The organism is Candidatus Symbiopectobacterium sp. NZEC135 (assembly GCF_025962695.1).
The window spans coordinates 1-15159 of sequence record NZ_JAGFPF010000076.1; the positions used below are offsets into that span (position 1 = coordinate 1).

The 15159-nt window shown below is 53.7% G+C and carries 13 protein-coding genes and 1 pseudogene; 9 read left to right on the forward strand and 5 right to left on the reverse strand.

The annotated features are described in order from the left end of the window. Positions 1-335, reverse strand: a pseudogene (locus tag J5224_RS21595) (hydrolase); the annotation flags it as partial. 162 nt (positions 336-497) lie between these two features. On the opposite strand from J5224_RS21595, the gene J5224_RS21600 reads away from it, so the two are divergent. Next, a complete protein-coding gene (locus J5224_RS21600) occupies positions 498-1100 on the forward strand; it encodes a LysE family translocator (protein WP_264627312.1) in 603 nt (200 codons plus the stop codon). Between the two features lie 327 nt (positions 1101-1427). Here J5224_RS21600 and J5224_RS21605 read toward each other — a convergent pair whose 3' ends face one another. Next, positions 1428-3335, reverse strand: coding sequence for an ABC transporter ATP-binding protein (locus tag J5224_RS21605; RefSeq protein ID WP_264627313.1), 1908 nt, complete (start codon positions 3333-3335; stop codon positions 1428-1430). A gap of 133 nt (positions 3336-3468) precedes the next feature. Between J5224_RS21605 and kefG the strand changes: the two genes are divergently transcribed. From kefG to J5224_RS21640, 7 genes are all read left to right on the forward strand, one after another. Next, a complete protein-coding gene (gene kefG / locus J5224_RS21610; protein ID WP_264627323.1) occupies positions 3469-4023 on the forward strand; it encodes a glutathione-regulated potassium-efflux system ancillary protein KefG in 555 nt (184 codons plus the stop codon). Further along, entirely contained in the window at positions 4023-5837 is a 1815-nt protein-coding gene (kefB, locus tag J5224_RS21615) for a glutathione-regulated potassium-efflux system protein KefB (RefSeq protein WP_264627314.1), read from the forward strand. Before kefG ends, kefB begins: the two co-directional genes overlap by 1 nt. A 29-nt stretch (positions 5838-5866) precedes the next feature. After that, a complete protein-coding gene (locus tag J5224_RS21620) occupies positions 5867-6064 on the forward strand; it encodes a YheV family putative zinc ribbon protein (protein ID WP_264627315.1) in 198 nt (65 codons plus the stop codon). Positions 6065-6156: 92 nt separating this feature from the next. Further along, positions 6157-6741: a peptidylprolyl isomerase gene (gene slyD, locus J5224_RS21625; protein ID WP_264627316.1), complete on the forward strand. Its 585-nt coding sequence runs from the start codon at positions 6157-6159 to the stop codon at positions 6739-6741. 472 nt (positions 6742-7213) lie between these two features. Then, complete coding sequence (locus J5224_RS21630) at positions 7214-8623, forward strand: MFS transporter (protein WP_264627317.1); 1410 nt, start codon at positions 7214-7216, stop codon at positions 8621-8623. 95 nt (positions 8624-8718) lie between these two features. Next, the gene (locus J5224_RS21635; RefSeq protein WP_264627318.1) at positions 8719-9576 is read left to right on the forward strand and encodes a fumarylacetoacetate hydrolase family protein; all 858 of its coding nucleotides are present in this window, start codon (positions 8719-8721) and stop codon (positions 9574-9576) included. 136 nt (positions 9577-9712) lie between these two features. Then, positions 9713-11350, forward strand: coding sequence for a methyl-accepting chemotaxis protein (locus tag J5224_RS21640; protein ID WP_264627319.1), 1638 nt, complete (start codon positions 9713-9715; stop codon positions 11348-11350). A 56-nt stretch (positions 11351-11406) separates the two neighbouring features. Here J5224_RS21640 and J5224_RS21645 read toward each other — a convergent pair whose 3' ends face one another. From J5224_RS21645 to J5224_RS21655, 3 genes are all read right to left on the reverse strand, one after another. Continuing rightward, positions 11407-12450: a LacI family DNA-binding transcriptional regulator gene (locus J5224_RS21645; RefSeq protein ID WP_264627320.1), complete on the reverse strand. Its 1044-nt coding sequence runs from the start codon at positions 12448-12450 to the stop codon at positions 11407-11409. Positions 12451-12750: 300 nt separating this feature from the next. Further along, positions 12751-13686 (reverse strand): dihydrodipicolinate synthase family protein, encoded by a 936-nt coding sequence (locus tag J5224_RS21650; protein ID WP_264627321.1) that lies wholly within the window; start codon positions 13684-13686, stop codon positions 12751-12753. 272 nt (positions 13687-13958) lie between these two features. Beyond that, the gene (locus tag J5224_RS21655) at positions 13959-14177 is read right to left on the reverse strand and encodes a protein SlyX (protein ID WP_222158749.1); all 219 of its coding nucleotides are present in this window, start codon (positions 14175-14177) and stop codon (positions 13959-13961) included. Between the two features lie 212 nt (positions 14178-14389). Here J5224_RS21655 and fkpA point away from each other — a divergent pair. Then, positions 14390-15159, forward strand: a 770-nt coding sequence (fkpA, locus tag J5224_RS21660; RefSeq protein ID WP_264627322.1) for an FKBP-type peptidyl-prolyl cis-trans isomerase, incomplete at its 3' end; no start/stop codon positions are given.

Sequence of the window (15159 nt, forward strand, 5' to 3'; positions counted from 1 at the left end):
GAATGGTAGATACGGTTCAGACGGTTGGGGCGACCGCTACAGCCGCGAAAATGCATGATCACCGCCAGCCAGCCTTGCTCACGGCACGCTTGCAACAAACCGTGCGCATAGGGACTGTGAAAGCTGCCTTCCAGACCGTGAAACAGCACCACACGGGGTTTATGGCGCGCACCTTGCGGCGCTTCGCTCCAGGCCAGATCGACAAAATCGCCATCGGGAAGATCGAGTTGTTGCCACACTGGCTGCAAACGGGCTCGGCGGCGAATCAAGCGCGGCAACAGCGTTTGTACATGCGGGTTATCAGCCCCGCGTAACGGGCGAAACGTTGAGGACAACATGGGAATCGAAACAACCTCTGGAAATAATTGTGCGATATTCATCACACTGCGCTAACCTGCTTGCGCCGCTCAGCGAGCATTGCAGTGTAACAGGCAGGCTAACGTTCATTCAGGTCAATAAATCATACCGTAACGGTGGGGACAAGGGGCAGTCAAAACGTGGAACAGGGCTTATTTTTATCGATGTTGGCGTTTCTCTGGGTGGCGGCGATCACGCCTGGCCCGAATAACATGCTGCTGACGACATCCGGTGCTAACTTCGGCTTTATGCGATCGCTGTGGCTGATGGTGGGTATCATGCTCGGCATGCAGAGCATTTTACTGCTGGTGGCATTTGGCGTGGGCGGCATGATCCTGCTCTACCCCTCTTTGCACCTGATACTGAAAGTACTCGGCAGTCTCTACTTGTTGTGGCTGGCGTGGAAAATTGCGACGGCGGCCTATGAACGCCTGGAAGCCAGCGCACCGCCGCCGCAACCGCTGCGGCTGTATCAAGGCTGGTTGCTTCAATTTCTGAATCCCAAAGCCTGGCTGATGGCGCTGGGGTCGGTCGCAAGTTTCAGTCTGGCGGGCAGCGGCTATAACCATTCGGTGCTGCTGATAAGTTTCGGCATTGTGTTGGTTAATCTGGTTTCTGGTGTTATTTGGCTGGGTTTTGGCACGGCGATTGGTCGCTTGTTGCGTAGTCGCAGAGCATGGGTGATTTTTAACGTCTCGATGGGTGTGCTCACGGCAGCCTGTGTACTGCTGATCTGGCACTGATGATGGCCTGATTTTAGCCTGTTGGTTTTTGCCATTAATCGCGTTCAGAATCGCGCTGAGGTGGGCGTGTCCGCCGGATGAGCGGCATGGATGCCGCGAAAAGCAGCGCCGCGCCGGGAGCGCGTCGCTGGTGGTCCGAGATGCGGACACGAACGCCGAGGGGACCGCGTAGCGGCGTGATTCCTCGCGAAAAGCCTGGAGTCACGAGGCGGCGGCGATTGAGCGCCTCGTGTCGGGCGCTGCTACAGGGGGAGCAGAAATTAGAGCCTGTGAACGCGCACGAAATAGGCACTGTGTTAACAGATATCCCCTTTCAAGGAACCTGAACTACCCCTCATTCAGCATCTGTTCTAGCTGTTCTTGCGCGTCCAGCCAGGCCATTTCTGCCTCTTCCTGTTCGCCTTTGAGTTTGGCCTGCTGTTGCAGACATTCCGTCAGTTCGGCTTTGCGGCTTTGGTCGTAGAGTTCGCTGTCCGATAAACGCGCTTCGACTTTTGCCAACGCATCGGCGAGTTTCTCCATCTGCTGCTCATACTGCGTAATCTTTTTACGCAACGGTTGGGTTTGGGTGCGCAGCTCCGCTTCACGCCGCTTTTGGTCTTTGCGTGCCTGTGCGTTGTTGGTCGAGGCGGGCTTATCGACGGATTCAGCGGCGCTGTTTTGGCGCTGCACGTCCGTCAGCCATTGCTGGTAATCTTCCAGATCGCCATCAAACGGCTCCACCTTGCGATCGTGCACCAGATAGAGATCGTCCGTGGTGGATCGGATCAGGTGTCGATCGTGGGAAACGACTACCAGTGCCCCTTCGAAATCGATCAACGCTTCTGTCAGTGCCTGACGCATGTCCAGATCGAGATGGTTGGTCGGTTCATCGAGCAGCAGCAGGTTAGGGCGCTGCCACACGATCAATGCCAGCACCAAGCGGGCTTTTTCCCCGCCCGAGAAACGCTCGGTCACTTCCGTTACTTTGTCACCCTGAAAACCGAAACCGCCGAGATAATCGCGCAGTTGCTGCTCGGTTTCCCGCTCTGCCAAACGGACCAAATGTTGTAGCGGGGATTCATCCGCACGCAGAAACTCGAGCTGATGCTGTGCGAAATAGCCGAGCTTAACGCCCTTCGCCAGCCCGATTTCACCGTGCAACGGAGCCAGTTCACCGGCTAACAGCTTAATCAGCGTCGATTTACCGGCACCGTTATGCCCCAGCAGGCCAATGCGTGAACCTGGCACCAGATTGAGCTTGATGGATTCCAGAATCAGCTTGTCACCGTAGCCTGCGCTCACTTTCTCCATGCGCAGCAGCGGGTTCGGCAGCGATTCCGGAGCACGGAAACTGAAACGGAACGGGTTATCGACGTGTGCCGGGGCAATCAGCTCCATACGCTCCAGCATTTTAATCCGGCTTTGCGCCTGCTTGGCTTTGGTGGCCTGTGCGCGGAAGCGATCGATATAGTGTTGCAAGTGCGCTACGCGCTCTTGCTGATGCTCATACAACGCCTGCTGCTGCGCCAAACGCGTAGCGCGCTGGCGCTCGAACGAGGAGTAGTTACCGGTGTATTCGAACAGCGTCTCTTGCTCGATGTGCAGGATCTTGTTGACGATAGGATCAAGAAAATCGCGATCGTGGGAAATCAGCACCAGCGTGCCCGGATAGCTTTTCAGCCATTTTTCCAGCCAGATCACCGCGTCCAAATCGAGGTGGTTGGTCGGTTCGTCGAGCAGCAGCAGATCGGAGCGGCAAATCAGCGCTTGTGCCAGATTAAGGCGCATACGCCATCCGCCGGAAAAATCACGCACCGGCTGTTGTAATTGGGGCTGAGTAAAGCCCAGGCCATCGAGCAGGCTGGCGGCACGCGCGGGAATGCTCCAGGCTTGAATCGCATCCAGCTTGCCGTGCGCACGGGCGATGGCATTACCATCGTTAATGTCGTTGGCGTGTTGAAGTTCAGCTTCTAGCTGGCGAAATTCACGATCGCCGTCAATAACATAATCAATGGCCGGCACATCCAGTGCGGGCGTTTCCTGATTGACCCAGGCCAACGCCCAGTTACTCGGAAACGTGGCGCTGCCGCCATCGGCACCAATCTCGCCTTTTAGCAACGAGAGTAGCGTGGACTTGCCGCAGCCGTTTTTACCGACTAATCCAACCTTCTGGCCTGGATTGATGGTGGCGGTGGCGTTATCAAGCAAGACACGCACGCCGCGCCGAATTTGCAAAGCGGAGAAAACAATCATAAAGCGTCACATGTTCAGAGTATGTTAAATTATCACGGTTATCTCGGGACCGCGAACGTCCTGTTTGTCGTATCGTTATCGCGCAGCATGGTAGCGGAAAACCGCGCTCATGACGACGCTTTGGAGGGGAATGATGTCGCAGCCACCGAAGATTTTGCTGCTGTATGCCCATCCGGAATCGCAAGACTCGGTCGCGAACCGGGTTTTGCTGCAACCGGCGCACCAGTTAGCCCATGTTACCGTACACGATCTGTACGCTCACTATCCGGACTTTTTTGTTGATATTCACTACGAGCAACAGCTGCTGCGCGAACATCAGGTGATTGTGTTTCAGCATCCACTCTACACCTACAGCTGCCCGGCGCTGCTAAAGGAGTGGTTTGACCGCGTGCTGTCGCGCGGGTTTGCCAACGGTATCGGCGGTAATGCGCTGGCGGGTAAATATTGGCGTTCGGTAATCACCACGGGTGAGCCGGAAGAGAGCTATAACCTAGAAGGTAATAACCGTTTCGGCATGGAAGAGGTGCTGCGCCCGTTTGAAATGACGGCGGCCATGTGTCGTATGCATTGGTTACCGCCGTTGATGGTCTATTGGGCGCGCCGACTGCCCGCCGATGTGCTGGCAAGCTATGCCGAAGCGTATAGCGAATGGCTGGCTTCCCCGTTACCCAAACCGGAGGGTGAGTGATGGAGAGTTCCCCCCTGTTGAGTGCGGGCATTCTGTTTCTGTTTGTCGCCGTACTAATGGTACCTATCGCTAGCCGATTGGGCATTGGTGCGGTATTGGGGTATTTGATTGCGGGTATCGCCATTGGTCCTTGGGGGCTGGGCTTTATCCGCGATGTTGACGCTATCCTGCATTTCTCTGAGCTTGGCGTGGTGTTCCTGATGTTTATCATCGGGCTGGAGCTGAATCCGCAAAAGCTATGGACGTTACGGCGCTCTATCTTCGGAATCGGTGCCGCGCAGGTTGGGCTTAGCGCGGCGGTGCTTGGCGGCTTGCTCTACCTGACCGGTTTTTCCTGGCAATCGGCGCTGATTGGTGGCGTTGGGTTGGCGATGTCTTCCACCGCGATGGCGCTGCAACTGATGCGCGAGAAGGGGATGAACCGCAACGAATCCGGCCAGTTGGGTTTCGCAGTGCTGCTGTTTCAGGACTTGGCGGTTATTCCCGCTCTGGCGTTGGTGCCGGTGCTGGCTGGTGTGCAGGGCGAAGTGACCGACTGGAAAGACGTTGCCATCAAGGTCGCGGCCTTTATCGGCATGTTGATTGGTGGACGTTATCTGGTGCGCCCGCTATTCCGCTTTATCGCCGCCTCCGGCGTGCGTGAGGTGTTTACCGCGGCGGCGCTGCTGCTGGTGCTTGGCTCTGCGGTCTTTATGGATGCGTTGGGCTTTTCCATGGCGTTGGGGACCTTTATCGCCGGCGTGTTGCTGGCGGAAAGTGAGTATCGCCATGAACTGGAAATTTCCATCGAGCCGTTTAAAGGGTTGCTGCTCGGGCTGTTTTTTATCTCCGTCGGCATGGCGCTCGATCTGGGCGTGTTGTTTACCCACATCGGCGAAGTGTTACTGGGGGTATTCCTTCTGGTCACGGTGAAGGGCGTCGTGCTGTACGTGTTGGCGCGTGTGAACCGGATGCGCCGTTCTGAACGGCTTCAGTTTGCCGGGGTGCTCAGTCAGGGCGGGGAATTTGCGTTTGTGCTGTTTTCTGCGGCAGCCGCGCACAAGGTGCTACAGGGTGAACAGCTCCCGTTGCTGTTGGTCACGGTAACCCTCTCTATGATGACCACGCCGCTGCTGATGCAGGGGATAGACCGCATTCTGGCGCATCGTTATAACGCCACGGAGGAGCATGACGAAAAGCCCTATGTGCAAGATGACGAGCCGCAGGTGATTATTGTCGGGTTTGGGCGTTTTGGGCAGGTGATCGGGCGTTTGCTGATGGCGAACAAAATGCGCATTACGGTATTGGAACGTGATATCAGCGCCGTCAGCCTGATGCGTAGCTATGGTTATAAAGTGTATTACGGTGATGCCACTGAATTGGAACTGCTGCGTGCCGCCGGGGCTGAACAGGCGCGCGCGATTGTGGTGACCTGCAATGAGCCGGAAGACACTATGGCAATTGTGCACTTGTGCCAAAAGCATTTTCCCAATCTGGAAATTCTGGCGCGGGCGCGCGGCCGTGTTGAAGCCCATGAATTATTGCAATCGGGTGTCACACATTTCGCGCGTGAAACCTTTTCGAGTGCGCTGGAACTGGGGCGCAAAACGTTGACATCGGTGGGGATGCACCCTCATCAGGCTTATCGGGCGCAGCAGCATTTTCGGCGTCTGGATATGCGCATGCTGCGTGAATTGATGCCGGTACGTCAGGGGGATGCCGATGTGGCGCAGGTGTCGCGTGTCAAGGAAGCGCGGCGGGAGCTGGAAGACATTTTCCAACGCGAAATGCAGCACGAGCGGCGTCGCCTGGATGACTGGGATGAGTACGAATAGCACGCATCGCGTGCAGCGAGGAAGGCAAGATGCAACGTAAACGGTTTATCGCGGGTGCCGTGTGTCCTCAGTGTCAGGAGCAGGATACGTTGGCCGTAGGGCAAGAAGATCAGGTAGATGTGGTCACCTGCGTCAAGTGCGGCTATCGTCAGCGCCAGTCAGATCCGCCGCCTGCTGCGCCAGAGCGGCAGGACGAGCATATCATCGGCATTTTTCATCCTGATTAATCGTTGGGTCATTTTTTTATCCCAGACGGTACATGGGGATGTTTTTCAGCTACAATTTGCGCCAGTTTTGATTTCCAACGGTAGGAGATGTCATGAAAGTTGCAAAAAATCTGGTGGTCAGCCTGGCCTACCAGGTACGTACAGAAGATGGTGTATTGGTTGATGAGTCTCCGGTGAGCGCGCCGTTGGACTACCTGCACGGTCAAGGTTCCCTGATTTCTGGCCTGGAAAAAGCGCTTGAAGGCCGCGAAGTGGGTGAGAAGTTTGACGTTGCTGTCGGCTCTAACGACGCCTACGGCGAATACGACGAAAACCTGGTGCAGCGCGTACCGAAAGACGTCTTCATGGGCGTTGATGAGCTGCAAGTGGGCATGCGTTTCCTGGCCGATACCGATCAGGGTCAGGTGCCGGTTGAAATCACTGAAGTGGAAGATGACCACGTAGTGGTTGACGGTAACCACATGCTGGCAGGCCAAAACCTGAAGTTCAACGTCGAAGTGGTTGCTATCCGTGAAGCTACGGAAGAAGAGATCGCGCACGGTCACGTACACGGCGAACACGATCATCACCATGAGCACGGTGAAGGTTGCTGTGGCGGCCATGGTCACGACCACGATCACGACCACGAACACGGTAAAGGCGGCTGCGGCGGTCACGGCGGCTGCGGTTGCCATTGATTTTCGGCGTAGGCCAGTGAGGCTCGTCCTCACCGTAAAAAACCCGGAGCGCCAGACGCGGCCGGGTTTTTTTTCGTCTTGCAACGGGTGCCATTAGCGCGGGTTGTGTTGATTTTACTCATCTTTCATCATTCTATTTCCGCATCACGCTTTCCTGCTTTTTTGCCCAACTAGGGATGTTCATCACATAACAGGTTAAAAGCCCCGGGGGTGTTATTGACACTTATCGGTGCTTTAGCGAACAATCTGCAAACGTTCCCGCGAACGTTATATTAATAAAATACATCATAGAACATCCAGGAAAGAGAACCTTTACCATGACCAACATGAATATCGAGTTACGTGGCCTGAACCCTACACCCTTCACGCCTTTTCATCGTGATGCTGAACTGCCGCGCGTCGGCTAATGGCATGCAGAGCCGCTGTGCACGCGTATCGCGGCTAACACACTATCCTTTTTGGAGAACAAACTATGTCAACGCATGACATGAGTGCTGGTGTGGTCAATGCAGACGCCAGTACTGCCGCCGCAAGCGGGGTATCCAACGCCGAGTTGGTTGCCCGTCTTGAGCGTTTGCCTATCACGCGTCGTATTTTTTGGACGAGAAATATCATCGGCGCTGCGACGTTCTTTGACGGTTATACCGTTATCTGTATCGCCTACGCTATGCCACTTCTGGTGCAGGAATGGGGGTTAGACCCCAAACAAACCGGCATGATTTTATCCGCAGGCTATCTAGGTCAACTGCTTGGTGCGGTCTTCTTTGGCTGGCTGGCCGAACGTGTGGGGCGTCTCAAAGTGCTGCTGTTTACCATTCTGCTGTTTGTCAGCATGGATGTAGCCTGCCTGTTTGCCACCGGGGCGTTGATGATGATGACGCTGCGCTTTGTGCAAGGTATCGGGACGGGGGGAGAAGTACCGGTTGCCTCCGCCTATATCAACGAATACATCAGTTCAAAAGGGCGAGGTCGGTTCTTTCTGCTTTATGAAGTGATGTTCCTGCTCGGCTTGGTCGCTGCGGGGCTTATCGCCCGTGCGTTTGTACCGCTCTACGGTTGGAAGGTGATGTTTATCGTCGGTCTGGTCCCGGCATTCATCCTGCTTCCTTGCCGTTTCTTTATGAAGGAGTCTCCTCGTTGGTTGGCATCACAGGGACGATTGGCTGAAGCAGACCGTATCGTGACCGATCTCGAGCGCAGTGCGGTTGCTCAGGGCTTCACATTAGAAGAACCTAAAGTGACCGTTCAAGGAAAAAAACAAGAGAACTCCCACTGGAGCGGACTGTTTAAGGGAATATACCGTAAACGTACTTTCACCATCTGGACGATGTGGTTTACCTCGTATCTGGTGGCAAACGGTATGATCACCTGGTTACCGACGCTCTATCGCCAAACCTACAAACTGTCGTTGGAAACCAGCATCAGCTACGGTCTGACAACCTCGGTGATGGGGGTTATCGCTTCCGTGTTGTGTGCGCTGTTGATTGACAAAGTTGGGCGTAAACGGTGGTACACCTTTGCCTTCCTGCTCGCACCTATCCCTTTAATTGTTCTGGCGTTGTTGGGTGCAACGACGGCTGAACAGGTACTGATTTGTGCTGGCTTGTCCTACGCCATTATCCAGACGGTCACCTTCTCGCTGTATCTCTACTCGGCTGAAATCTATCCAACCCGCATGCGGGCAATCGGTACTGGCTTGGGCAGCGGCTGGTTGCGGTTGGGGTCATCGGCGGGCCCCATCGTCGTTGGCACCATCATGGCATCGAGTGGCATCAGTACGATGTTTGGTTTCTTCGCCGGCATTCTCTTGATCGGTGCAGTGGTGACGATGCTGTTTGCTATTGAAACCAAAGACCGCGTACTGGAAGAGCTGTCGCCGTAGAACGTGAGCGGCATCATTGGGGAAACGTTGCTGCTCAGTCAGTACGTTTCCCTCTGTTGTAGCGGGTATTCGGCGTTACACCGTTGAGGTATAAAATGAAATTAGCAAGTTTTAGGGTCGGTCAGAAAGAAACCTATGGTTTAAAGGTGGAAAAGGGCATTGTCGATTTAGGCAAAAGGCTAGGCGCGCGCTATCCCGATCTGCGGGCATTGATTGAAGATGAGGGTATTGCGGATGCCCGCCGTTTTTTGCAGGCACAGCCTGATTATCAAGAAGAGGATGTGGTGTTTCTTCCGGTGATTAATAATCCGAGGAAAATTTTCTGTGTCGGAATGAACTATGCGGAGAAACGTGCCGAATTTGGCGAAATGAATTCCGCACCAACCTTATTTATTCGCTTTCCTGATTCTCAGGTTGGGCATAATTGCGATGTGGAAAAACCCGCCCAATCAAACGAATTTGACTATGAAGGGGAACTGGCTGTCATTATCGGAAAACGCGGGAAGGAAATTTCAGCATCTAACGCTTTCTCTTATATTGCCGGCTACAGTTGCTATATGGATGGCTCGGTACGTGACTGGCAGCATACCTGGTTTACCGCCGGAAAAAACTGGCAAAATACCGGCGCGTTTGGTCCCTGGCTGGTGACGTGCGATGACGTGCCGGAACCACAAAACCTGCATATAGAAACCCGGCTTAATGGCAACAGGGTGCAGAATGACACCACTGCCAGTATGATTCACCCCATTGAAGAGCTGATTGAATATATCAGTACTTTCAGTGAATTATCACCTGGTGATGTCATCATTACGGGTTCTCCCGGTGGTGTGGGGAAAAAACGCACGCCGCCGCTTTTTTTGCATGAAGGCGATATCGTGGAAGTTGAAATTGAACATATTGGTTGTTTACATAACTGCATTACCACCCGAAAACGGGCGTGTAGCGCAGCGTAATGGCGCTCATTAAAAAATATCACTCTTATTATTAGCCGGATCAATACGGTGACATGCCTGTTATCCGGTTTATCTCTTTTGGCTCGTGTTCATTTTTAGTATCGGTGACGGAAAACATTATTATCAGGAGGAAAGAATGCGTGCGCTACGGGAAAGAATGCTTCAAATCAGTATCGCCAAGAAACTCTATGGCGGCTTTTTTATCGTCTTATCATTAATTATTTTCGCTGTGTTCTTCAGTGCATTACGTTTTGCTGAGATTCGTGATTTATATACCAAGACAGCATTGATCTCTGAGATGAATCATTATCTGGACCAGTCAAAAATTGCCCGCGTGAAGCTCTTTTATACGCTGGAAGAAGAGAACGCCAGTAATATGATGAAATATGTTTCTCAGATGATGGCGCAGCAGGAAAAAGCGCGCCAATTGCATTGGCAAGAAAGTGATGTGCAGCATTTCCAACGCTTGAGTGAACAACTGGCGCAATATCAGCATGAACTGGAGGAGATTGTGCGCGTGGCATCCGGTCTGCATGTGCAGAAGGGGGGCGCTTTCGAAGAGGGGAATAGACAGGATACCGCACAGTGGCAGCGCCTCAAGGCGGCCGATACACAGTCCATTAAAACGGGGTTTGCCGTTACCGACACCCTTAGCCGTATTGCGAGCCAGCTTGATGAAAAAAATCAGGGTGTTATCAACCGTTCAATGGTGGAAATCGTTGTTATCGGGATTTGCGCCGTGTTGCTGGGCATGTTTATCGCCATATCGGTGACTCGCCTGATCGCGAGATCGATACGCGGCAACCTTGAACTGGCGCAGCGCATTGCACAAGGCGATCTCTCTGTGGTAGTGGGTCGGGTCCGCCGTGATGAACTGGGAATGTTGACGCATGCCATGATGGAGATGACGCAAAAGCTATGTGGGTTGATGGTGGATATTCGAGACAGTGCGCATCAGGTGGCTACAGCCTCTTCCGCCATTGCTGATGGCAACCGTCATTTGTCCTCACGTACCGATCAACAAGCGGCCGCGATGGTGGAAACTGCTGCCAGTATGGAAGAATTGACCGCGACGGTGACTAACAATGCGGATAACGCGCGGCACGCCGGACAGTTGGCGCGTCAGGCATCGGGCAACGCCAACCGGGGCGGTGAGATCATTAAACAGGTGGTGACAACGATGTCGGACATTACCGGCAGCTCGCGGAAAATTGCGGATATCACGTCGGTCATCAACAGCATTGCTTTTCAAACCAACATATTGGCGCTGAATGCGGCGGTGGAAGCCGCGCGGGCCGGAGAACAAGGGCGTGGTTTTGCCGTGGTTGCCAGTGAAGTACGTAATCTGGCGCAGCGCAGTTCACAAGCGGCCAGGGAGATTGAAGCCTTGATTGCAGAGTCTGTGACGCGAGTGGATGAAGGTTCTGTGCTGGTTGAAAAAGCGGGGAGCGCCATGCATGACATTGTGACCTCAATTGGTGCTGTTGATCGCATCATGAACGATATTTCGGTAGCGTCAGATGAGCAGAGTCGCGGTATTGCGCAAATTGGTGATGCCGTGACGGACATGGATCGTACCATTCAGGAAAATGCAACGATGGTCAGTGATTCCACCTCAGCGGCTTTAGCATTGGAAGCGCAGGTCGCACGGCTTGCCTCGCTGATTGCTGTATTCCGTTTGCCCGGAAACGCTATTGGTGAGCCAGAGGCCGCACCGCAGCCGACCCGTTTTGCGGCTTTGCCCGTTCAGGTAACGCAGGGAGATTGGGTGTAACACAATCTGACGCGAGCGCATTAGCGGGCTATGTTGGCCCGCTAATACATAAGCGATTACCTGAGCGGTGCGCTGGAACTGCGCGGAATAAGGCTTGGCATCACGCGCCGAATGGTATCGACGGGTTCGGTGCCAGCCAGCAGCAATTCAACCGCAATAGAGGCAACGTGGTCGAACGGAATATGTACCGATGAGAGCGGAACCGGCAAACGGGCGGACAGTGGAATATCGTTATAGCCGACCAGCGATAAATCCTGACCTATTGCCAATCCCAATCGATGGGCTGCCGCCATAACGCCGAAGGCCAAATCGTCGTTGATAGCGAAAATGGCCGTAGGCCTGCGTGCTCCGCTCAGCAGCGCCATCCCTTCACTTTCTCCTGACTCAATGCTGAAACCGGATTCCCGAATCCAGGCGGGATTGGGCGTCAGTCCTGCCTCGCGCATGGCTCGATGGAAGCCTTCCCGGCGATAGGTCGCACCGGAAGAAAAGCTGGGACCCGCGACCATACCGATGTCACGGTGGCCCAGATCGATCAGATGCCGGGTCGCCAGATAGCCCCCCTGTTCATCGTCACCAATGGCAGAGCGGCTGACACCGTCGGTGCGTAGCGCCAAAACGTGGGCAACATTTTGCTGGCGTAATTCCGCCGGCAAATGGTCATCCAGTCGGCTGGTGGCCAGAATCAGCCCGTCGACGCGCCGATCGAGCAGAGAGGCTGCCGCCTGTTTTTCTTGTACCGGATCGTCGCCACAGGTCGCAACAATCGCAAAATAACCGTAGCGTTCTGCTGCACGGCAGATGGCTTCATACAGCAACGCCATCACCATATCGCTCAGACGCGGTACCAGTACGCCGATGGTGCCCGTGCCGCCACGGCGCAGGCTAGAGGCCATGATGTCGCGTCGGTATCCCAACTCCTGTGCAACCTGACGTACGCGTTCGGCAGCCTTGCTGCGCGACGGCGGTAACCGTTCATCCAGAACGCGGGAAACGGTGGAAACGCTCACCCCGGCTGCCGTGGCGACATCCTGTAAGGTGACGGGTTTGCTTCCCAACTTACGGCTTGAACCGTTGGGCGGAAAGGTATTAGGGTCCATGTAATCCCTTGATTTTTATTTTTAAAAAAAGGCACAGTGTGTTGCCAATAACATCCGCGCGGCGTTTACGAATTTATTATGTAATGGTTCCCGGGCTTTGGCTACACCCCGGAATTTTAAATCTGTGCCACGGCAGGATAATCAGGGATTACTATGCAAAAGCATACAATAATGCGCAACATATACGTTTGATTGCGCTAACAAGCGTGGGAAGTTGGGTGCCGTTTGGATTGAAAATACGCCCGCCGTTCACGGTATGAAGGCAGGCGTATCCGTCATGTCAGCGTCTGAATGCTGGCATTAGCCAACGAATGACAACTCAGCAGCGCGAATAGCAGCTTTGATTTCCTCTTCTGCGCCGGGTTCCAATGGCAGCAGCGGAGAGCGCACTGTGGCGTGATCCAGAATGCCGCGTGCTACCAGCGCATGCTTCAGTGCCACAGTACCTTCCATGTGCGAACCGCGGTGATACACGCTTTTGGTCACGGGCAGCAGACGGTCATGGATCTCACGGGCTTTTTTGTAATCCTTCGCTTTGCCTGCTTTGATCATTTCTACCAGCAGTTCCGGCGCAATGTTGCCATAGCCCACCAGGAAACCGTCTACATCAAAGGTGGTTGAGAGCAGGTATTCGTCATGGCAGCTCAGGATTTGCAGGTCCGGGCGTTCACGACGGATTACCGGAATCTCAGTGTCCCAGCGACGCATATTACGCACACCGTTCTTCATGGCAAACACACCGGGTTGAGCAGAGATTTCCAGCAACGTTTCCAGGTTATAGGTGCACTTAGTGGCATCAGGGTATTGGAACAGGATCAGCGGCAGGCCACTTTCTTCGTACACCTGGCGGTATTTATCCTGAGGTGCTCCTTTCTGATAGCCAAAACGCAGCCAGCCGTGAGAAGGATACAGCAGGCCCGCAGAGGCCCCTGCGCTGACGGCGCGTTTGGCTTCTTCGGCAGCTACTTCGGTACCTTCAAGCGTGATACCCGCAATGATGGGAATGGCACCGTTCACCGATTCCGCGAACGCTTCAATCACTTTCATCTGCTCGCTCTGAGACATAAAAGTGCCTTCCCCGGCGTGGCCCAATACGGTCAGGCTTTTAACGCCATCGATGCTGGCAAGCCAGGCACCCAGTTTTTTACACGCGGCGTAATCCACGGAACCATCGCGATTGAACGGTGTGACAGGGGCAGGGTTCAGGCCACGTAAATCGATATTAATTTTGGTCATGATGTTCTCTTTTTTAGTGTCATCGGAAAAATGAAAGAACGATTAATAACGTTCTCGGGAACGTTTGCATTTTTGGTTTTTCTGAAGGGACTGTCAAGCGCGATTTGCTATAAGGATTTTCGACTATTGGCAGGTTGCTTGCGGTTTATGTGATTTAAATCAATTGGTTATTTGTTTTTTTCGCGTGCGGAAAATCGTGTGGTTCGTTTGGGATGATGTGATAAATGTGATCTGGCGCAACCGTAGAAGCACGGATGCGCCAGCGTTATTGGTCAATAGTGTGGCGGGGGTGTCTCTTCAGACTGCGAGGCGAGAAGAGAAGGGGACGTCGCTTTCAATTTTTCCACCAACAGGCGCAGGTGCTCACGGATTTTCGCCATTTCCAATTCATGCTGGACGACGGTCTGATTCAACTCATCAATGGTGAGTTCCTGAAAAGCCAGCTTGCTTTCAAGCATTTCAATACGTTGCTCGAGTTGCGTATGGGGCATTGCGATTCCTCTGTATTTTGTCGTATCTCGCCGAATATTCGGAACCTCCGGACATCGACGAGGTCGGAAAATGGGCCTATGAATAATTCAGGGAATTTTATCAAAGGATTGTTGTGTGTGTCGTTGTGTTGTCTTGATACCCACAGTTATAGTAGTCGCGCATTTACGATTAATGTTTCTGGAGCCTGTCGTTCCAGACCGGGAGATGATAGATGAGATCACTATTTAAAGTAACGCTGTTAGCGACGACGATGGCACTGACGCTGAATGCCAACCTGGTGATGGCAGCAGAAGCGGCCAACGCGTCCGATGCGGCCCCAGCGGCAAAATTCAAGAGCGATGAGGATGCCGCCGCTTATGCGCTGGGTGCTTCCTTGGGGCGTTACATGGATAATTCCCTGAAAGAGCAAGAAAAACTGGGCATCACGCTGAATAAAGACCAGTTGATTGCTGGCGTTCAGGACGCGTTCGCTGACAAGAGCAAGCTGAGCGACGAAGAGATTGAGAAGACCCTGCAAGGTTTCGAAACGCGCGTGAAAACCGCAGCAGAAGCGAAAATGAAGCAGGATGCTAAAGAAAGCGCTGAAAAAGGCACTAAATTCCGTGATGCTTTTGCCAAAGAAAAAGGCGTGAAGAAAACGGAATCTGGTCTGCTGTATCAGGTAGAAAAAGAGGGTACGGGCGCAGCGCCGAAAGAGAGCGATACCGTTGTTGTTAACTACATAGGCACGCTGGTTGACGGTAGCGAGTTTGATAACTCTTACAAACGTGGCGAACCGCTCTCCTTCCGTCTTGACGGTGTTATCCCGGGTTGGACTGAAGGGTTGAAGCAGGTTAAAAAAGGCGGGAAAATCAAACTGGTTATTCCACCTGAGTTAGCTTATGGCGAAAATGGCGTTCCGGGCATTCCGGCGAACTCTACGCTGGTGTTTGAAGTGGAACTGCTGGATATCAAGGCAGACGCTGATGCCAAACCGGCCGC